The following is an 18,728-nucleotide window of genomic DNA, read 5'->3' on the forward strand; positions in this document are numbered from 1 at the left end:
GCGGATTCGACTGGTTGTCGCAACACCTCGATGACGGAGGTGTTGGAGGGGATGGCCGAGGAAGCGGGTGCCGCAGGCACCGAACGGGGCTCGACGTCAGTGGGCTGCGGATCGGGCGATGCGGGCGCCGACGCGCTCATCCTGGCGGCCGGAGCCGTCGCGAGCGGTTCAACGGGACTTCGAAGAAGTCACAGGCCAGCAGGGCTTGGGCCTGTGAGCGGAGGAAGTCCGCCCGAGTGGTGGAAGTGCGATCGGGTGTCGGGTCGATTCCGGCGTCCTTGAGGGTCTGCCACACCGTGGACGAGGCGACCGTGATGCCGAGCACGAGTAGTTCGCCGTGGATGCGCCGGTAGCGTTTTCCCGTGCCACAGACGGAGCACCAGAAGTCGGATCGAGCGCACGGTCCGCGGTCGGCCGGGACGTCGGGGGCGAGGCCTGGCGGCGTGGCAGCGCGCGAGCAGATCCCGGTGCCGGCGCAGCACCAGGATCTCGACGAACTCGAACCCGGCAGCGTTCAGCGACGCCTCGATCTCGTTCCGCTCGTAGAACCGCGGGACGAGATCGAGGTGGCCATCTGGCTTGGAGCTAGTCGTACTTGTCCTGGTTGACGAAGCGGGCGAAGGCTCGCCAGGAGTTGGGGCCCATCACGCCGTCGACGGGGCCGGTGTAGGACCACTGCCTGCCCATGCGCTGGACCGCGGCCCAGGTGTTGGTGCCGGGAACCCCGTCGATCGGGCCGGTGTAGCCGTGGGGGCGCATGGCGCGTTGGAGGGCGGCGTAGGTGTTGGTGCCCGGTGCTCCGTCGATCGGGCCGGTGTAGGCCCATTCCTGCGCCAGCCAGTGCTGGGTCCGCTGCCAGAACACCGTGCCGGGGACGCCGTCCTGTTCGGTCGTCGACTTCGGCAACGTGGTCGGGTTGCCGGGGGAGACGACGTCGAAGGCGTTGGGGCGGGCGATGTTCAGGTCGACCCGGATGCCGCCCGCCGTGCCGTTGGACGTGTACTGGTGCGCGCTCCACGACGGGTAGGCGCCACCGAGGTCGGGTTCGCCGGGGTAGGTCCCGTTGTTGGGCCCCCAGGACGCCACCCACAGCTTCGCGCCGGTCGCGATGGTCTGCCGCCAGGTGCGCGACCGCAGGTCGGCCGCGCCCATGTAGAGCCACGGCACGTAGTCGCCGAGGCGGGCGTGCACCCTGGTGAAGAACGCCGCCGCCTCCTGGTCGCCCCACAGCCGGGTCGAGTGGTCCAGCACTTCGTTGTCGAGCGCGATCACGTCACCGCGGCGGTAGTCGCGCAGGTTGTCCACGAGGTGGTCGGCGGCTTGGACCGGGGTGGAGAAGTCGCCGCTGACCCAGTAGTGCCCGACGCGGAGTCCGGCGGCCCGTGCGCCGGTGACCTGGGTGGCGTAGTGCGGGCTGGTGTACGGGCCTTCCCCGAGTTGCGAACCGCCGGCCTTGACGATGGTGAACGTGTGGCCGGCGGCGGCGATCAGACCGAAGTCGATCCCGGACTGCGAGGTGGCGACGTCCACGCCGGTGACCACGCCGGGAGGCACTGCCGCGGTGACGGCGGGCGCGGATGGGGCCGTGATGGTGGCCAGGGTCGCGGTGGCCGCGACCAGAGCGTGAGTGAGCACGACGTCCCCTAGTTGTACTTGTCCTGGTTGACGAAGCGGGCGAAGCCGCGCCACGAGTTCGGGCCCATGACACCGTCGATCGGACCCGTGTAGCCCCAGTGCGACGCCAAGCGCTGCACGCCCGCCCACGAGTTCGTGCCCATCACGCCGTCGATCGGGCCGGTGTAGCCGTAGGCCCGGACGCCGCGCTGCAGGGCGGCGTAGGTGTTGGTGCCCGGCGCTCCGTCGATCGGGCCGGTGTAGCCCTGTTCCAGGCGCAGCCAGTTCTGGGTCCGCTTCCACATGATCGCGCCGGGGATGCCGTCCTGCTCCGTCGTGGTCTTCGGCAGACCGCCGCCCCCGCCGCCGCTGCCGAGGTAGGTCAGCGGATTGATGCGCGTGCCGCCGGGGTTGATCATGTGCCAGTGCAGGTGCGGACCGTCGGAGTTGCCGGAACCGGGCGCGCCGGGTGCGCCGCCGGAAAGCCCGACCACGCCGCCCATGCCGATCCTGGTGCCGTTGCCCAGCAGGAAGCCGGACAGGTGCATGTACTGGGTGCGGTAGCCGTTGTCGTGCTGGATGGTCACCGTGTGCCCGCCGGTGCCGTTGTTGGGGATGTTCGTGACGATGCCGCCGCCTGCGGCAGGCAGTCGGGTGCCGACGCCCATGCCGTAGTCGATGCCGCCCAGCGATCCCCGGTTGATGTGCTCCTGCCACGAACCGGTGATCGCGTAGCCGGTGAAGGGGTTGTAGAACCCCGGGACGGCCGCGTGCGCCGTCGCCGCGCCGAAGACGGTGACGACGCCCGCGGCCGCCGATCCGGATAAGAAGGTCCGCCTGCTGAAACCGTTGCCGGTCATCGTGCCCACTTCCGCGTTCGATGGCTCTGCCACCTCGACTGTAGGAAGGTTGGTGATTCGCCCACATCGGGTGATTGACCGACAGCCGTTCAGCGCAGCGGCTCAGAGGTCACGGAGTACGCCACTCGCGGACGGGTCGTTGGAGCCGGTGTCGTCGTCCCACGCCTCGACCGTGAAGTCAGCCGCTGTGCGGGACGTCCCGGTGTGGTCCCGGTAGTTCCAACTGCCGTTCGCGCACACTGGTTCCGCCTGGGCGCGGGGCCGGTGCGAGGTGATCGTGGAGGGCGTGCGGGTGTCGATGTCCAGCACACCGCGCTCGAGTTCCCGCGCGAACCACCCCGGCAAACCGTTCCACAACCCGGTGGTCGTCCTCGACCTGACCCGCGACCACCTCCAGCGTGCCCGGCTGCTGAGGGCCTTGGCTCCCGTTCGGAGCCCTCGGACCGCCTCCCGTGGCGGGGATCGGGGCCTGGCTGGGACATCCGTGGTCGGCGTGGATGGCGTCCCGGCCCGATCGGGCTCATCGCCGCCACCCGCTGGCACAGCCGCGGACCCGCCTGTCGCTTCTTGCCGACGGGCGAGTCCGCGAGCTGGTTTCTCCGCCTGGACCGGGCTGAAGCGCTCGTCAGGCTCGACACGTGAGCGGGTGCCCGCCGTTGTAGGCGACCATTTCCCGGAACGCGAAGGGGATGTCGATCGGGGCGCCGGGTTCGGCTCCGCGGACCTCGGCGTAGGCCCGGTGGAGGTTGCCGACGATCCGTTCGGTCTCGCTCCACTCGGCGTAGTCGCCGAGGTCGGTTTCGCGGGCCGCGTCGAGTGGGGACAGCCCGGCTTCGACTCCGCGGAGGGCCACGTCCTGCACGAAGCGCAGGTAGCCCAGGGTCGCGTCGATCGTCTCCGGCCCGCACACGGGTCCGTGGCCCGGCACGATCGTCTCCGCGCCGAGCGGGGCGATGACGTCGGTGAGCACGGCGATCGCACCGGAGATCGAGCCGGACAGCAGGAACGGGGTGCCGCCCGCGAACAACAGGTCGCCCGCGTAGAGCACGGACCGCTCGGGCACCCAGAGGACGGAGTCGTTGGTGGTGTGGGCGGGTGTTCCCACGTGCCGGACCTCGCACCGGAGGTCGTCGACCCACAACGTGACGCCCTGGGTGTAGGTCAGGAACGGTGGTGCGGGCGGTACGTCGCCCTGGTCGATGGGGTCGAAGACGCCGTCCATCGACGGCAGGTCCTTGGTCGCGATCAACTCGGCCCTGGTGCGTTCGTGGGCGACGATCGTGGCGCCGGGGAACCAGGCGTTGCCCGCAGTGTGGTCGGGGTGGCTGTGGGTGTTGAGCAGCGTGCGGACCGGCGCGCCGGTGAGGTCCGAGACGGTGTCGGCGAACGCGCGGGTGCGGCGTTCGGTGGAACAGGTGTCGATCGCGACCACGCCGTTCGACCCGACCAGGAAGCCGGTGTTGTTGATCATCCAGCTGCCGTCGGGCTGGATGTAGGCGTAGAGCCCGCCGCCGAGGTCCTCGACCCGTGGCGCGCTGATCACGGTGGTCATGGTGATACCTCCTGGGTGGTGCGGCGCAGGCCGACGAGGACCGCGGGTACCGCGATGAGCGAGGCGACCCCGAGCAACCCCAGCGCCGGTCGCAGCCCGCCGACTCCCGCGCCCACGGCGACGATCACCAGCGGGGAGAGGAACTGCCCGATGAAGAAGCTCCCCGTCCACAGTCCGGTGCCGCGGCCTCGCTGGGCGAAGGTCAGCCGGTCGACGGCCCAGGTGAGCAGGGTCGGCAGGAGCAGCCCGGTGCCGAGACCGGTGAACGCCGCGCCGAGGGTGATGACCGCGATCGTGGAGGTCGAGAAAACGGTCACGAGACCGATCGCGGCCAACCCGAAACCGACCGCCAGCAGCGTTCGGGTCCCGTGCTTCGCCAGCCGTGCGAACGAACCGGCGCCGACCGCGGTCGCGACCGACATCAAGGCGCTGATGGCGCCGATCACCGCGGTGGAGGTGACGCCGACCCCGTCGAGCACGAACGACAGCTCGACGATGAGGGCGTAGAAGACGATTCCGCCGAAGAGCGTCACCAGGCAGGGCACCGCGAGGCCGCGCCACGGCACGGGCTCCAGGGTCCTCGTGGCGCGTGCGGCCCGTTCGGGCTGCCAGATCGCGCGGATCATCGGGATGGCGATGACGGCGGCGGCGAGGTAGAGCCAGAACGGCGTGCGCCAGCCCGCCGCGCCGAGCGCGCCGCCGAGGCCGAGGAACACGGTGGCGGAGAGGGCTGTGACGAGGGTCTGGAGGCCGAGGTAGCGCCTGCGGCGGTCACCGGACCAGTAGTCGCCGATGAGCGTGGTGCAGCACGTCATGATCGCGGCCTCGCAGACTCCGACGAGGACCCGGCTGACCAGGATCGTCTGGATCGTGTCGAGGTAGAGCGGAGCCGTCCCGACGACGGAGTAGACGACCATCGCGACGATCAGCACGCGTTTGCGATCGACCGCGTCGGCGAGGAGCCCGGCGAAGGGCGCGGCCAGGCCGACCACCAGGGCGGGCACGGTCAGCACGATCGGGACGAGCACCTCGACACCCGCGACGGTGGAGAACGCGGCGGTGATCTGCGGGAGGACGGGCGCGATGAGGACCGCGCCGAGGATCGGCATGCAGCTCCCGGCGAGGAGCAGGAGGAGTTGGAGGGTGCCGGGTTCGCGTGTCGAACCGGGCGCGGTGGGGCCGAGGAGCCTGTCGGACATCGGAGCCTCCCGTCGTCGTTGAGGGGAACGGATCAGTGCGCGGTCAGGACCGGTCCCGCGGGCGGTGCCGCGCCGGGGCGATCGGTCGTGGGTCCTGTCCTTCCACGACGGTGTTGGTGATGGTCCCGATGCCCTCCACCGTCATCGTCACGACGTCCCCCGGCCCGAGCGGCGGCGGGTCCTGGACCCCGCGTCGCCCCCACAACTCGGCGAGGCAGCCGCCGTTGCCGCAGGTTCCGGAGCCGAGGACGTCTCCGGGGCGGATCTCCGCGCCGCGGGAGGCGTAGGCGACCAGTTCCTCGAACGGCCATCCCATGTTGGACAGCAGGTCCCGGCCGACCTCGCGGCCGTTGACCGAGACCGTCATCGCCAGCCGCAGGTAGCCCTCGGCGTCGCGGTAGGACTCCAGTTCGTCCGCCGTGACGAGGACCGGGCCGAGCGTCGAGGCGAAGTCCTTTCCCTTGCAAGGCCCCAGGTTGACCTTCATCTCGCGGAACTGGAGATCCCTGGCCGACCAGTCGTTGAAGATCGTGTAGCCCACGATGTGCCCGCGTGCCCGCTCCGGGGAGAGATCTCGTCCACCGGTGCCGATCACGGCGGCGACCTCCAGCTCGAAGTCGAGCAGCTCGCAGCCGGGAGGCGCCGACACGTCCTCGCCCGATCCGATCAGGGCGTAGGGGTTGGTGAAGTAGAACGTCGGCGCCTCGTACCATTCCGTTGCCACACCGGGGTTTCCCGGTGCCGCGGCGACCATGCCCTCGACGTGCTCCTCGAACGCGACGAAGTCGCGCACCGTCGGGGCGTCGAGCGGAGGCAGCAGCCGCAGCCCGGCGAGCGGCACGGCGTCGCCCGCCGACACCGCCTCCGCCCCGGCTTCGTGCAGGCTCCCGGACCGGAGCAGGTCCAGGACGGTGGTCCCGACGGGGAACCGGAACAGGTCCTCGTCGACGACGACACCGCAGCGGATGCCGGTGGCGTCCTCGACCGTCGCGAAGCGCATCAGACCGGCGGGGCCACGAACAGGCCCCTGTCCGGGTCGTTGAACGACCTCTTGGCGACGAACTCGTCCATCCTGTTCGCGGTGCCCCACTGGTCGGAGACCTCGGGGTCGGAGAAGTCGTGCAGGCTGGGGTGCCAGGTGTCCTCGTCGAGGCGTTCGAGTTCGGTCGTGTACTCGACGGTGTTGCCCAGCGGGTCGAGGAAGTAGGTGAACGTGTTGTTGCCCGCCTTGTGCCGCCCCGGCCCCCAGATCTTCTCGACGCCCGCGCGCATCAGCCGTCCGGAGCCGCGCATGTACTCGTCGATGCCGCGCATCTCGAAGCTCGCGTGGTGCAGCGCCGGGTGCGGGCCGCGGGCGACGGCGAAGCTGTGGTGCCAGTCGTTGCAGCGCAGGAACCACATCATGTCGCCCATGCGCGGGTGGGTGAGCACGTCGGAGAGCGCGAACGCGAGGTGCTTTTCGTAGAAGGCGACGGTGCCTTCCGGGTCGGCCGAGTTGACGACGACGTGGGAGAGGCGGACGGGGATGGACTCGCGCTCCTCGATCCTGCGGTGCGCGCGCGGCGTGACGTCGGCCGAGACCTCGACCGTGCGGCCCTCGTTGTCGAAGAACCGGAACCCGTACCCGCCACCGGGTGTGGTCACCGCGCCGGGGTCGGACACCAGCCGAACGCCGTCACGGGCCAGGCCCAGGGCGAGGGTGTCGACGTCGGCGGGGTTGGCGGCGCCGAAGGCGATCAGGTCGATCCGCTTGTCGGCCGCCTGCCGCAGTCGCACGACGTACTGCTCGGGCGACCCTTCGGCGGCGAGGAACGAGATCCCGGAGTCGTGTTCGACCTCGGTCAGGCCCCACAGGCCGGTGTAGAACCCGCGTTCGACGGCGAGGTCCTCGACGCCGAGGTCGATGTGCCGCAGGTGGGTGATGAGGCGGCGGGGCGGGGCGGTCATGCGGGCTCCTCGGTGAGGACCGGGGCCAGGCCGAGCAGTTCGGCGTTCCCGGAACGGATGGCGTGCTGGTCGGCGTCGTCGAGTCCGGCGGCGGCGAGCCGCGCGACGGGATCCGTGACGCCCATGTCGAAGGGGTGGTCGGAGCCCAGCAGCACGCGGTCGGCGCCGACCGCGGCGACCAGGGCGCGCAGCGCGTCGGGGGTGTGGACGAGCGAGTCGAACCACAGCCGCCGCAGGTAGCTGCTCGGCGGTTCGGCGCAGCCGCGGGCTTCGGGCCGGACCTGCCAGGCGTGGTCGGAGCGGCCGAGGAAAGTGGGTAGGTAACCGCCGCCGTGCGCGGCGACGATTCGCAACCGCGGGTGCCGGTCGAGCACTCCGGAGAAGATCAGGTGCGACAGCGCCACGGCGTTCTCGACGGGTTGTCCGACGGTGTTGGACAGGTAGAACCGGTCGAGCCGCTCGTCGAGTGAGCAGCCGAAGGGGTGCAGGAACACGACCGCGTCGGTGGCGGCCGCGTGCGTCCAGAACGGTTCCAGCGCCGCGTCGGAGAGTTCGACGCCGGGGGCGAAGGAGGAGATCTCCACCCCGCGCAGACCGAGGTCGAGGGCGTCGTCCAGCGCGGCGACGCACAAGTCCGGGTGGTGCAGCGGCACGAGCCCCAGCCCGGTGAACCGGGTGGGCTCCTCCGCGACGACGGCGGCGACACCGCGGTTGGCCGACCGGGCGACCGTCATCGCGAGATCCCGGTCGGTCCAGTAGTGGTAGTGCGACGGCGACGGCGACAGCACCTGGACGTCGACTCCCGCCGCGTCCATGTCGGCGAGGCGCGGTTCGACGGTGGTGAGCCGCGCGATCCGGTCACCGACCATGCGGCCGGAGATCGCCGCCGATTCCGGTCCGTTGCGACGCAGGTCCAGCGCGCGGTGCTCGGCGAGCCCCGGCTGTCCGGCGACGACCGCTTCCACCTCGGGCACGATCACGTGGGCGTGCACGTCGACCACCGGTCCCCGACCTTCGGGGGCGTTCATGCCGGCCTGCCCACGGTCTGGGCGACGGTGCGCATGAGCCCCGGCACGTCGCCGCGTTCGCCGTCGAGCAGCCACTGCCCGAGTTGCACCGACGCGTCCACGACCGTGCGGACCCGTTCCAGTCGGCGCTCGGTGAACGCGGCCCACAGCCCGTCGTCGACGGTGTCGGCGGCGAGGAGGAGTTCGACGAGCACCGCCGCGTCCTCCAGCGCGAGCGCCGCACCCTGGGCGACGGTCGGGGGACAGGTGTGCACGGCGTCGCCGATGAGCACCACCCTGCCGCGATTCCACGGTCCGTCGAGCAGGTGGGTCTCGAACCAGGTGTAGTTGATCCGGTCCGGGTCGACGAGCAGGGCGCGGATGTCGTCCCACGGCCCGTGGTAGTGCTCGGCGAGCCCGCGCATCACCGCCAGCCGGTCGTCGGGGGAGAGCGCGCTGCGATCCTGCGCGTCCTCGACCAGATAGGCGTAGAGCGAGTCGTCGCCGGTGGGGCAGTAGCCCGCGATGTAGGAGGGCCCGCCGTAGTAGAGGTCGGTGCGGGTCACCGACTCCGGGCGTGAGGTGAACGCGCGCCAGATGCCCATTCCCGTCGAGCGGGTCTCCAGCCGGATTCCGAGCAGGTCGCGCACCGAGGAGCGCACTCCGTCGGCGCCGACGACGAGGTCGTACCGGCTTCGGGAAGCGTCGGAGAACGTGACGTCGACGCCCTCGCCGTCCTGCTCCAGTTCGGTGACCGTCATGCCGAAGCGGATCTTCACGCCGAGCGATCTCGCCCGGTCGACGAGGATGCGGGCGAGGTCGGGCCGGGGCATTCCGACGGTGGCGGGCAGCCCGGAGGGGCTGGGGAACTCCGGCGTTTCGAACAGGAGCGTGCCGTGCGCGTCGGGAGCGCGCATCCCGATGCCGTTGAACGCGTACCCGGCGTGCTCCACCTCCGGCCACACGCCGAGGTCGCGCAGCACGCGCAGAGCGTTCTCCTGGAGGGTGATGCCCGATCCGGTGGTCGTGACATCGGGTGTGACCTCCACGAGGTCGACGGCGATCCCGGCGTCGGCGAGCAGGATCGCGGCCGCGGTTCCCGCCGGTCCGCCACCGACCACGAGCACGGTGCCGACGGCGGTCATGGCGCCACCGTCCTGACCCGCTGGGTGCCCAGCTCGGTGATCGTGCCTTCCATGACGTCGCCGTCGCGCAGCAGCCGTCCGTGGTGGATCCCGTTGCCCGCCGGGCTCCCGGTCAGGACGAGGTCGCCGGGCAGCAGCGGAACCGTGTGCGACGCCGCGGCCACCAGGGCGGCGACGTCGAAGATCATGTCCTTCGTGGACTCGTCCTGCATGGTGTCCCCGTTGAGCGTCAAGGTCACCCGCAGGTCTCCCGGATCCCCGACGAACCGCCTCGGCACGAGGAACGGTCCGGTCGGCAGGAAGCCCGGCGCGTTCTTGGCGCGGAACCAGTCGGTGCCGATCTCCGGCATGTCCTTGCGGAACACCAGGTCGCGGGTCGTGAGGTCGTTGACGATGGTGTAGCCGGCGACGTGGTCGAGCGCCTCGTCGCGGTCGATCCGGAACGCGCGGCGACCGATCACCGCGGCCAGTTCCAGCTCCCAGTCGTGCTTGCGCGAGTAGTCCGGCAGGACGACGTCGTCGAACGGGCCGCCGATGACGGTCGGGAGCCCGATGAAGAAGTACGGGGTGCCCTCGGCGGCGCGGCGGTCCATCATCGCCGCGGTCTCCGCTCGGACCCGCTCGACGGTCCGCTCGGCGGTGATCTCGCTGTGCTGGACGGCCAGGTCGATCACGTGGGTGCGGTAGTTCGCGCCTGCCTGGAGCACTTGGCGGGGTGCGACGGGAGCACGGACGTCGAGGGGCGCGAGTGGCTGCCACGCGCCAGGGGCGTCCGCAAGTTCCTCCAGAACCGGGAGGACGGTGTCCCACGCGTCCAGCAGGTCTCTCACCGCGGCGCCGGGGAACCGGACGGAGAGGTCGAGCACGCGCTCGTCGACGACGAGCCCGGCGAACTCCTGGCTGTCCACGTTCGTGCGGAAGGTTCCGATGCCGAACCTGGCCGACGTTGCGGGATCGGGCACGTGAGCGCCCCTTTCGTCTGCGATGACGGTGATGCCGGTGCATACTCTTCGCCGACCACGGTCATCCAGGAAGATGAATCCGCTGATGATCGACATCAGTGGCGTCGATGAGAGGGGGAGTGGTGCAGCTCGCCAAGCTCGACCTCAACCTGCTGGTGCCGCTGGACGCGCTGCTGCGGGAACGCAGCGTGACGCGCGCGGCCGTGGCGCTCGGGTTGAGCCAACCCGCGCTCAGCGCCTCGCTGTCACGGCTGCGACGGCACTTCGGGGACGAGCTGCTGACCCGCGTCGGCAACGCCTACGAGCTCACGCCGCTCGCCGTCGCCCTGCGGCGTCGGGTGGGGGTCGCGCTGAGCGGGGCCGAGCGGGTCTTCGCGAGCGAACCCGGCTTCGACCCGGCGACCTCGACGCGCGACTTCACCCTGCTCGGCTCGGACTACCCGATGGTGGTGCTCGGCTCGTCGGTCGCGCGGATCATGGGTGAACGCGCCCCTGGCGTCCGGCTGCGGTTCCAGCACCAGACGCCGTCGATCATCGAGTCCGCGGGGGAGGCCCTGCGCGAGGTCGACGGTCTCGTGTTCCCGCACGGCTTCCTGTCCGACATGCCCCACCTGGACCTGTACCGCGACACCTGGGTCTGCTTGGTGGCGACCGACAACCCGCGCGTCGGGGACGCGCTCACCATGGACGACCTGGCCACGCTCCCGTGGGTGCTCACCTACAACTCCTCCACGGCGTTCACCCCCGCCGCCCGCCAGTTGCAGGTCCTCGGTGTGCAGCCGAAGGTCCAGGTCGTGGTCGAGAGCTTCGTCGCGCTGCCGTACTTCATCGTCGGAACGGACCGGATCGGTCTGGTGCAGGGCCACCTCGCCGAGCAGGTGACCCGCAACGGCGACGTGCGGGCCCTGCCCTGCCCCTACGACGTCGTCCCGCTGGTGGAGGCGTTGTGGTGGCACCCGATGCACGACCGCGATCCCGAGCACAGGTGGATGCGTTCGGTACTGGCGGAGGCGGGTGCCCGCGTCGGCAAGGTCTGAGCCGCGGAGACCGGTCGACGGGGTCGATAGCCCGTCACCGCTCCACCACCGCGTTGCCGCGGGTGGTGACACCCGACGCGGCCACGCGGTGGCTCGACGTGGCCGGGCTCAACCGCGGACGGTGGCAGCATCCGGCCGAGTGCTGTCCGCACACGGGATCGTGATCGGGTTGTAGGCCCTAGACACACGCATACCCGCACCATCCGCGAACTGCTCGCGGCTTTCCCGGGCTGATGGACCTTCCGCCACCATCATGTGGACTGACCGACTTCCATCGCAGTCCAGCGCCAGGGCAGGGCATTCGCGCTCACGACGCCCACTGCGCTGCTCCACCCGAAGCCGACGACGACCTTCGCGCCGGAACCGATCACACCGGCCGCCGGCGACCTCCGGCACGCCGCGGGTCCACAACGGACCAGCGGGTCAGTTCACGCAGTCGAGCATGGCATCGACGACATCGAGATCGCCGTCGCCGAGTACGTCGACTGGTGGAACCACCGGTGCGTGCACGGGGAACTGGGCCTGATCCAGCCCGTGGAGTGCGAGACCGATCATCACCACGCCGCCCCCCATCTCCATCACGAGCGGTGATCACAGTCCACATCAAACCCGGTACCTGACAGTTCTCGTGGCCGGTCTTCGAGCTGGCCTGCGGCAAGGCCCGAGTGTGTAACGGATCTTCGCCGCTCCCGATGACCTGCTTGATACCCGCTCAGCAAGGCCACTGATTCCCCGGAGTGCCAATGCCTTTGCGATTGACCCGATCCTGCGTTTCGGTTGCCTTGGCCGCGGGAGTGCTGGCGGGGTGCGGCGGGCAACCAGCGGCCGCCCCCGCGGCCCCCACGACCACGACCGGTTCGACGACGGCGGAGACAGCAGCCGCCACCACGGCCACCTCAGCCCCTGCCCAGCCGCCGCGTGGGCCGCTGCTGGCGACCTGCACCGAGACCTCGGTGACGTTGTCCACTCTGGATCCCGCCACCGGCGCGGCCGCGCCCGTCGCCGAGTTCAGCGCCGCGAATTCCTCCGTGGGCGTCACGACCGGTCCCATGGCGACGTGGAGTGCGTGCACTTCCGGCACGTTGTCGTCCTACCTCGCCCGCCAGGTGTTCGACCCCGATCTCGGTCGCATGGCGGTCAACCTGCGCGTCAGCGAGACCGACAGCGCCCACGTCGGCTGGATCGACGCCACGAGCGGCGCGATGACCGACCTGACAGCCCTGCTGGCGGGAAGCAGCGGTGGTTTCACCGCCCAGCCGCAGCACTCCAACGCCGTGTTCGACCAGGACGGCAACTTCGGGTACTTCGACCAGACCATCGGGGAGTTCATCTGGATCAACCCGGACACCAAGGCCGAGTTGCGATCGGAAAAAGTCGAGAACCCTGGAAACAGGGTTCTTCTGCTGCCGGACGGCTCGGTGAGCAGCAACTCCGGGGGGCTCGACCGCGGCATGGTGCTCACGATCCCGATGCCGGTCGGCGGCGTGCTCGACTCCGCCAGCTCCAGCCCGGTCGTCTGGATCGTCGACCAGTCGCGGGGGCTGCAGATCGGCGAACCGGTCAACGCGCCCAACACCCTGGGCGTCAAGCTCGCGGGCCCGGACGACCCCTCCACCGAGGGCGAGATGGTCCCGATCACCCCGCTCACCGACTACGTGATCCGCTCCGCGGTGTCCGACCCGCAGGCCAAGACCGTGATCTTCACCGCTGACCGGGGCCAGACCCTGGACGTCTTCCGGGTACCGCTCGACGGCTCCGCACAGCCCGTCAAGGTCACCACGCTTCCCAGGACAACACAATCGGTGGCCCTCATCGGCTGGGAATAGGGGCCTTTGCCGGATGTTGGACATCGGACACACTCAGATCCTGCCGATCCGGGTGAACAGGAATACGCACAGATGGCGATGAAGCACCACCCACCGGAGTTCAAGACCGAAGCGGTCGCGCTCTACCGGAACCGACCGGACGCGACGATCAAATCGGTGGCTGACGACCTCGGGGTCAACTCCGAGACGCTGCGCAACACGCCAACGATCATCGTGATCGTCTTCGCCTGCCGCTCCAAGCCGGCCGCCGCACGGTCGAGCACCACCGAAGGCGACCGGCAGCCGACCAGTTCATCCGAACGCAGCCACGCGACCTCGACGTCCTGCTCACGCCGGACATCTCCGACTTCGCTCTGCCGGCGAATCCGCCTTGACGCTGGGACGCGGTCCGCCCCGTGCCGGAAACCGATCATCAGCAGCGGAATGCGGCCGGCGGGTGACCCGAGCAGGGCCGGTGGAGTTCATGGCGAACTCCTCCGGGACAGCCCTCCTGATCGGGTCAACGCCATCAGCCGGGTGTTCCCGGTGCCGGGGCGGCGATCAGGCGCGAACCACCTGGACAAGGCTGGGTGACGTGCTGCCGGTGAACTGGTTCGCACCGACGTAGGTGGCGGTCATCGGGTGCCGGCCGATCGTTAGAGCGGACGTGGTGAACACCGCGTGTCCGGTGCCGTCAAGAGCCACGACAGCGATCGGCACCCGTCGGTCGCTGAACACGACCATGCCGCTCGGCACGGCACTTCCGGTCGCCGCGGTGACCGCGGCGGTGAAGCCGACCGGCTCACCGACTGCGGCGGGATTGACCGAGGAGGTCAGAACAGCAGTGGTGGCGACGGGTTGCCGGACCCCGGTCGGGCGGGTGATCGTGGCGGTGTCCAGGGTCACCGCGGCGGTCCGTGCCATGGCACGACCGTCCACCAGCACTCCGGTGGTGACGGTGATCGAGGCGAGCGCCATGACATTTCCGCGCAGAACCGAATAGGTGCCCAACGTCGCGGAACTGCCGACCAGCCAGAAGACCTCGGCCGAACGGGCTCCGTTGACGAGCACCACGTTGCTCGCCGACGCCGTGGTGAGGGTGGAGGCGGCCTTGAAGATGAACACGGCGTTCGGGTCACCCTGGGCGTCCAGGGTCACCGTGCCCGTGATCCCGAACGTCCCGGCGGGTGACGCGTACACGCCAGGAGTTTTGGTCGTCCCGCCCAGTTCCACCGGCACGGTAGCGGTGGTCGGGCGGCTCGCGGCGTCGTCATAGGCGGCGTCCAGATCGAGTTTGGCCTGCGCCGCGACGTTGTCGGCGGCGTGGACGGTCCCGTTCACCACGCCGGGCGGAAAGCCCGTCACCGAGGTACCGGGGCTCAGTCCGAGATCCCCTGTGGCCACCGTGGCCCCGGTGTTCGTGACCGTTGAACCTGCGAGCACCGCGAAATCGGCGGCTGAGCCCAGCGGAATCGTTTGGGCAGCCGCACCGGCGGTCGCAGGCCCGAGTAAGCCAAACGCGATAGTCGTGAGAACCAGGGTTGAAGCAACTAGGATCTTCGATCGAGCGGTGGTGGAACGATTCATGATTGTTGCAGCTCGATTCGGATTGTTGATGCCCGACTATCGGATTGCCTTCGTCGAGTCTCGATGTCCAGCGTACGCCACAAGCACCCGCCTCGTACCGTTGAGCTTTCCGCCTCGACGACATCGACGGCAGGGCTGTTGTCCCCTGCGGTCGTTGACCAAAGATTCCGTTGAGCAGGGACTTGCGACTCTGTTCGGCACCGCGATTCGTGCCGAACGGGGAGCGCCGTCGCAGCTCTCCCGATCCCTCGCATCTTCGAAAGCGCCTCGACCAAAGCATGTGCAAGGTCGGTGGGCATGTCCGTGTCGATGAGCACTTGACCTCGGACGGACCCGATTGCAATGACATCCGCTTTCCGGATGCGCTGGGTTCCGCTCGCGCAAACCGGAACAACCCGCCTACGTCAAGGACGTCGACGATCGCGATCCCGTTTTCTGATCTCAACGGACGACAGCGAACAAAAAACACCGCCACCGTTCGCGGAACGGCAGATCACGAAATCTCGTCCCCGCGCATGCGGGGATCTTCTTGCAACAGGGGCGCAGGGCCCAGGACATCTGGCCGGCTCCCGCTGGCTTGACCTGCGTGCGGTTCACCCCGAACGGTGGACAGGGGCGTACGAGATTCAGGCTGACCTCTCGTAGTCGTCGGAACCGACCATTCCGAGAGCGGAGTGCCGCCGCACACTGCCGCTGATGGCGTCGAGCATCCCCATCAAGCAGAACGCGTCCACCCTGTGGTTCCACCCGCACGGCATGGGGACCACTACGGAGCAGGTGGCGTCCGGACTGGTCGGGACCCTCATCGTCGACGACGGCTCGCCTGGATCGGCCGCGCTACCCCGCCGCTACGGCGTCGACCAGTTCCCGCTCATCCTGCGGTCGGCGCGGATCAGCCCGACCGGTGTGCTCGGCCACACCAGGGGAGCGGTCTTCGACGACACCACCCGGTTCCCCTTCATGGTCAACGCCGTCCACACGATGTTCGGGGTCACCGAGGTGTGGACGATCGCCAACCATGACGCTGATGCTCATGGTGGTGCACCACTGACCCCGGCCAGGCCCTGGGGGAGCCTGACCGGGGTCGGTGGATCAGCGGGTCAGGCCTCGATCACGACGGGGATGACGACGGGACGGCGGCGGTGGGACCGGTACGCCCAGTTCTGCACCTCGCGGGCGATGACCTGTTCGAGCTTCGCGATGTCGGTGACGTCGCGCCCGGCGGCGTTGGCCAGGGCCTTCTCGATGGCGGCGGTCGCCGGTCGGAAGGTCGAGGCGTCGTGCTCGAAGCCGTGGGCGATGAAGTCCGGGGGCTCGGCGAGCTGCCGGGTGTCGAGGTCGACGAGCGCGACGACGGTGATCACGCCCTCCTCACCGAGGGTGCGGCGCTGGGCCAGCGAGTCCTCGGTGACGCCGCCGACGGTCTGCCCGTCGACGTAGACGTTGTGGATCTCGACCTTGCCGACGATGTTGGCGCGACCCTCGTGCAGGTCGATGACGTGGCCGTTGGCGGCGATGGGCACCCGGTCGCGGTGCACGCCGGTCTTGATCGCCAGTTCGGCGTTGGCCCGCAGGTGGCGCGCCTCGCCGTGCACGGGCAGCACGTTGGCGGGCTGCACGATGTTGTAGCAGTAGACCAGTTCGCCCGCGCTGGCGTGCCCGGAGACGTGGACCTTGGCGTTGCCCTTGTGCACGACGTTCGCGCCGCGGTCGGTCAGGCCGTTGATGACCCGGTAGATGGCGTTCTCGTTGCCGGGGATGAGCGAGCTGGCCAGCAGGACGGTGTCGCCCTCCTCGACCTGGATCGAGTGGTCGCCACCGGCCATGCGCGACAGCGCCGCCATCGGCTCGCCCTGTGAGCCGGTGCACACGAGCGTGATCTGCTCGGGGGACATCCTGTCCATGCGCTTGACGTCGACGACCAGGCCCGCGGGCACCTTGAGGTAGCCCAGCTCGGTGGCCACCGCCATGTTGCGGACCATCGAGCGGCCCACGAAGGCGACCTTGCGGCCGTGGGCGTGAGCGGCGTTGAGGACCTGCTGGATGCGGTGGACGTGGCTGGCGAAGCTGGAGACGATCACCCGTCGGCGGGTGGTGCGGAACACCTCGTCGATGGCCGGTGCGAGTTCGCGTTCGGAGGTGGTGAAGCCGGGCACGTCGGCGTTGGTGGAGTCGACCATGAACAGGTCGACGCCCTCTTCGCCGAGGCGGGCGAAGCCGCGCAGGTCGGTCATCCGACCGTCGAGGGGGAACTGGTCCATCTTGAAGTCGCCGGTGTGCAGCACGAGGCCCGCGGAGGTGCGGATGGCGACGGCCAGGCTGTCCGGGATGGAGTGGTTGACCGCCAGGAATTCCAGGTCGAACGGACCGCGCGCGAGCAGCTGCCCTTCCGTGACCTCGACGATCACCGGCGTGATGCGGTGTTCGACCAGCTTGGCCTTCAGCAGGTTCAGGGTCAGCCTGGAGCCGATGATCGGGATGTCGGGGCGTTCGCGCAGCAGGTACGGCACCGCGCCGATGTGGTCCTCGTGGCCGTGGGTCAGCACGACCGCGACCACGTCGGACAGGCGGGCCCGGAAGTGGCTCCAGTCCGGCAGGATCACGTCCACGCCGGGCTGGTGCTCTTCGGGGAACAGCACCCCGCAGTCGACGACGAGGAGCTTGCCGTCGTACTCGAACACGGTCATGTTCCGACCGATTTCCCCGAGGCCTCCCAGGGCGACGACGCGCAGGGCATCGGGGGCGAGAGGCGGCGGAGGGGTGGATGTTCGAGCCATAGTCACGCCGTCATGCTATGCGAGTGTCCAAAGTTGGTGACAATCGCCCAAGGCAGGGTGGTTGACGATTTCGCTGCTTCTGCAAGTGCGTGGGCGGCCATGTTGTGGCGGCGTGGAGGCCAGGGCCGATCTTGTGGACGAGTCCGTTGTCGGCCCATCGCGGGAGTGCTGTCCGTACATGGTGTCGGGGGCGATGTCGCCGAAGTGGACCGCGATGTCGCGGGGTCGCCAGGCGCTGCGACATCGGCTGTTGCAGTGATTGCGATCCGGCAGCCCCGACCGGCTGGCCTCGGCGGGCAACTGGCCGCCTTCCGCATCGTGCTTGAGGCCTGACCCACGCCCTTGAGCACGCCTGCCAGAGCGCCGCTTTAACAGTCGTCTCAGCTTCGCTCGGTATGAAGTAGGCGTCGCCGGGCGGCGCGGGTCTCGGCCTCGCCAGCATGGCTGGACGCGCCGGGCTCTACGGCGGCACGGTCAGCGCCGGCCCCGCGTCGGACGGCGGCTGGACCGTTTACGTCACCTTGAAAGGCAGCCGTTCATGATCTCCGTGCTCGTGGTGGAAGCCCAGCCGCTGCAGCGCTTGGGGTTCCGCATGCTGCTGGAGAGCACCCCCGACACCGAGATCGTCGGTGAGGCCGAGAACGGCGCCGAGGCTGTTCGGTGCGTCACCGAGCTGCGTCCCGACGTGGTGCTGATGGACATCCGCATGCCGGACGTCGACGGGGTCGAGGCCACCCGGCGCGTCGTCGCCGCCGGTGGGCGTTCGCGGATCCTGGTGCTGACGGCGTTCGACGTGGACCGGTACGCGCTCGCCGTGCTGCGGGCCGGGGCGAGCGGTTTCCTGCTGAAGGACATCCGCCCGGAGGAGCTGCTTGCCGGCATCCGGGCCGTCGCCGCCGGGGACGCGGTGATCGCGCCGGCGCTGACTCGGCGGCTGCTCGACGCGTTCGTCGACCGGCTCGGCGATGACCTCTGCGGGCCCGTGGGGGAGGATCCCCGGCTGGACTCCCTGACCGGCCGCGAGCGCCAGATCCTCGTCGCCATCGGCCACGGCCTCACCAACGGCGAGATCGCGCGACGGTTCACGCTGTCGGAGTCGACGGTGAAGACCCACGTCGGGCGGGTCCTCGCCAAGGTCGGCGCACGGGACCGGATCCAGGCCGTCATCCTCGCCTACGACCTGAGACTCACCCGGCCGGTTTAGCGGTCCGCCAAGGGCGCGACCGTCTGACGGGT

At 69.6% G+C, this 18,728-nt stretch carries 18 protein-coding genes; 4 read left to right on the forward strand and 14 right to left on the reverse strand.

Annotation, left to right across the window (positions count from 1 at the left end; all coding sequences use genetic code 11):
• Positions 1-585 precede the first annotated feature (585 nt).
• From RM788_RS45335 to RM788_RS45380, 10 genes are all read right to left on the reverse strand, one after another.
• Positions 586-1,635, reverse strand: a complete 1,050-nt coding sequence (locus RM788_RS45335) for a GH25 family lysozyme (protein ID WP_315926894.1) — start codon at positions 1,633-1,635, stop codon at positions 586-588.
• Between the two features lie 8 nt (positions 1,636-1,643).
• The gene (locus RM788_RS45340) at positions 1,644-2,507 is read right to left on the reverse strand and encodes a M23 family metallopeptidase (protein ID WP_315926896.1); all 864 of its coding nucleotides are present in this window, start codon (positions 2,505-2,507) and stop codon (positions 1,644-1,646) included.
• A gap of 69 nt (positions 2,508-2,576) precedes the next feature.
• The gene (locus RM788_RS45345) at positions 2,577-2,831 is read right to left on the reverse strand and encodes a hypothetical protein (protein WP_315926898.1); all 255 of its coding nucleotides are present in this window, start codon (positions 2,829-2,831) and stop codon (positions 2,577-2,579) included.
• A gap of 268 nt (positions 2,832-3,099) precedes the next feature.
• Entirely contained in the window at positions 3,100-4,026 is a 927-nt protein-coding gene (locus RM788_RS45350) for an MBL fold metallo-hydrolase (RefSeq protein ID WP_315926900.1), read from the reverse strand.
• Positions 4,023-5,225, reverse strand: a complete 1,203-nt coding sequence (locus RM788_RS45355) for an MFS transporter (RefSeq protein ID WP_315926902.1) — start codon at positions 5,223-5,225, stop codon at positions 4,023-4,025. The genes RM788_RS45350 and RM788_RS45355 overlap by 4 nt, the downstream gene beginning before the upstream one ends.
• A gap of 43 nt (positions 5,226-5,268) precedes the next feature.
• On the reverse strand, positions 5,269-6,225 hold the full coding sequence (locus tag RM788_RS45360) for a fumarylacetoacetate hydrolase family protein (protein WP_315926904.1): 957 nt from the start codon (positions 6,223-6,225) through the stop codon (positions 5,269-5,271).
• Positions 6,225-7,172 carry a VOC family protein gene (locus tag RM788_RS45365; RefSeq protein WP_315926906.1) on the reverse strand — a complete coding sequence of 316 codons (948 nt, stop codon included), beginning with the start codon at positions 7,170-7,172 and terminating at the stop codon, positions 6,225-6,227. Before RM788_RS45365 ends, RM788_RS45360 begins: the two co-directional genes overlap by 1 nt.
• Positions 7,169-8,200 carry an amidohydrolase family protein gene (locus RM788_RS45370; RefSeq protein ID WP_315926908.1) on the reverse strand — a complete coding sequence of 344 codons (1,032 nt, stop codon included), beginning with the start codon at positions 8,198-8,200 and terminating at the stop codon, positions 7,169-7,171. Before RM788_RS45370 ends, RM788_RS45365 begins: the two co-directional genes overlap by 4 nt.
• Positions 8,197-9,324 carry an FAD-dependent monooxygenase gene (locus RM788_RS45375; protein ID WP_315926910.1) on the reverse strand — a complete coding sequence of 376 codons (1,128 nt, stop codon included), beginning with the start codon at positions 9,322-9,324 and terminating at the stop codon, positions 8,197-8,199. Before RM788_RS45375 ends, RM788_RS45370 begins: the two co-directional genes overlap by 4 nt.
• Positions 9,321-10,286 carry a fumarylacetoacetate hydrolase family protein gene (locus RM788_RS45380; RefSeq protein WP_315926912.1) on the reverse strand — a complete coding sequence of 322 codons (966 nt, stop codon included), beginning with the start codon at positions 10,284-10,286 and terminating at the stop codon, positions 9,321-9,323. The genes RM788_RS45375 and RM788_RS45380 overlap by 4 nt, the downstream gene beginning before the upstream one ends.
• Positions 10,287-10,408: 122 nt before the next feature.
• Here RM788_RS45380 and RM788_RS45385 point away from each other — a divergent pair, with 122 nt between their 5' ends.
• On the forward strand, positions 10,409-11,323 hold the full coding sequence (locus tag RM788_RS45385; protein WP_315926913.1) for a LysR family transcriptional regulator: 915 nt from the start codon (positions 10,409-10,411) through the stop codon (positions 11,321-11,323).
• 423 nt (positions 11,324-11,746) lie between these two features.
• Here the strand turns inward: RM788_RS45385 and RM788_RS45390 are convergent, their stop codons facing one another.
• On the reverse strand, positions 11,747-11,905 hold the full coding sequence (locus tag RM788_RS45390; protein ID WP_315926914.1) for a hypothetical protein: 159 nt from the start codon (positions 11,903-11,905) through the stop codon (positions 11,747-11,749).
• A gap of 200 nt (positions 11,906-12,105) precedes the next feature.
• On the opposite strand from RM788_RS45390, the gene RM788_RS45395 reads away from it, so the two are divergent.
• Together RM788_RS45395 and RM788_RS45400 are read left to right on the forward strand one after the other, a co-directional pair.
• Positions 12,106-13,149, forward strand: a complete 1,044-nt coding sequence (locus RM788_RS45395) for a hypothetical protein (RefSeq protein WP_315926916.1) — start codon at positions 12,106-12,108, stop codon at positions 13,147-13,149.
• 72 nt (positions 13,150-13,221) lie between these two features.
• The gene (locus RM788_RS45400; RefSeq protein WP_315926917.1) at positions 13,222-13,722 is read left to right on the forward strand and encodes a transposase; all 501 of its coding nucleotides are present in this window, start codon (positions 13,222-13,224) and stop codon (positions 13,720-13,722) included.
• Here RM788_RS45400 and RM788_RS45405 read toward each other — a convergent pair.
• The 3 genes from RM788_RS45405 to RM788_RS45415 all read right to left on the reverse strand — a co-directional run bounded on the left by RM788_RS45405 (position 13,690) and on the right by RM788_RS45415 (position 17,492).
• Positions 13,690-14,715 (reverse strand): ice-binding family protein, encoded by a 1,026-nt coding sequence (locus RM788_RS45405; RefSeq protein WP_315926918.1) that lies wholly within the window; start codon positions 14,713-14,715, stop codon positions 13,690-13,692. The genes RM788_RS45400 and RM788_RS45405 overlap by 33 nt on opposite strands.
• An 848-nt stretch (positions 14,716-15,563) precedes the next feature.
• Positions 15,564-15,731 (reverse strand): hypothetical protein, encoded by a 168-nt coding sequence (locus RM788_RS45410; protein ID WP_315926919.1) that lies wholly within the window; start codon positions 15,729-15,731, stop codon positions 15,564-15,566.
• Between the two features lie 84 nt (positions 15,732-15,815).
• A complete protein-coding gene (locus RM788_RS45415; protein ID WP_315934909.1) occupies positions 15,816-17,492 on the reverse strand; it encodes a ribonuclease J in 1,677 nt (558 codons plus the stop codon).
• 538 nt (positions 17,493-18,030) lie between these two features.
• Between RM788_RS45415 and RM788_RS45420 the strand changes: the two genes are divergently transcribed.
• Complete coding sequence (locus RM788_RS45420; RefSeq protein ID WP_315926921.1) at positions 18,031-18,696, forward strand: response regulator; 666 nt, start codon at positions 18,031-18,033, stop codon at positions 18,694-18,696.
• The last annotated feature ends 32 nt before the right edge of the window (positions 18,697-18,728 follow it).

Origin of the sequence: Umezawaea sp. Da 62-37 (assembly GCF_032460545.1) — a bacterium.
Lineage (GTDB): Bacteria > Actinomycetota > Actinomycetes > Mycobacteriales > Pseudonocardiaceae > Umezawaea.

What these genes read in the sequence shown, in the direction of transcription:
- RM788_RS45350 (WP_315926900.1), bottom strand. Translation starts at nt 4,026, where the DNA reads ATGACCACCGTGATCAGCGCGCCACGGGTCGAGGACCTCGGCGGCGGG.
- RM788_RS45355 (WP_315926902.1), bottom strand. Translation starts at nt 5,225, where the DNA reads ATGTCCGACAGGCTCCTCGGCCCCACCGCGCCCGGTTCGACACGCGAA.
- RM788_RS45360 (WP_315926904.1), bottom strand. Translation starts at nt 6,225, where the DNA reads ATGCGCTTCGCGACGGTCGAGGACGCCACCGGCATCCGCTGCGGTGTC.
- RM788_RS45365 (WP_315926906.1), bottom strand. Translation starts at nt 7,172, where the DNA reads ATGACCGCCCCGCCCCGCCGCCTCATCACCCACCTGCGGCACATCGAC.
- RM788_RS45370 (WP_315926908.1), bottom strand. Translation starts at nt 8,200, where the DNA reads ATGAACGCCCCCGAAGGTCGGGGACCGGTGGTCGACGTGCACGCCCAC.
- RM788_RS45375 (WP_315926910.1), bottom strand. Translation starts at nt 9,324, where the DNA reads ATGACCGCCGTCGGCACCGTGCTCGTGGTCGGTGGCGGACCGGCGGGA.
- RM788_RS45400 (WP_315926917.1), top strand. Translation starts at nt 13,222, where the DNA reads ATGGCGATGAAGCACCACCCACCGGAGTTCAAGACCGAAGCGGTCGCG.
- RM788_RS45405 (WP_315926918.1), bottom strand. Translation starts at nt 14,715, where the DNA reads ATGAATCGTTCCACCACCGCTCGATCGAAGATCCTAGTTGCTTCAACC.
- RM788_RS45415 (WP_315934909.1), bottom strand. Translation starts at nt 17,492, where the DNA reads ATGGCTCGAACATCCACCCCTCCGCCGCCTCTCGCCCCCGATGCCCTG.
- RM788_RS45420 (WP_315926921.1), top strand. Translation starts at nt 18,031, where the DNA reads ATGATCTCCGTGCTCGTGGTGGAAGCCCAGCCGCTGCAGCGCTTGGGG.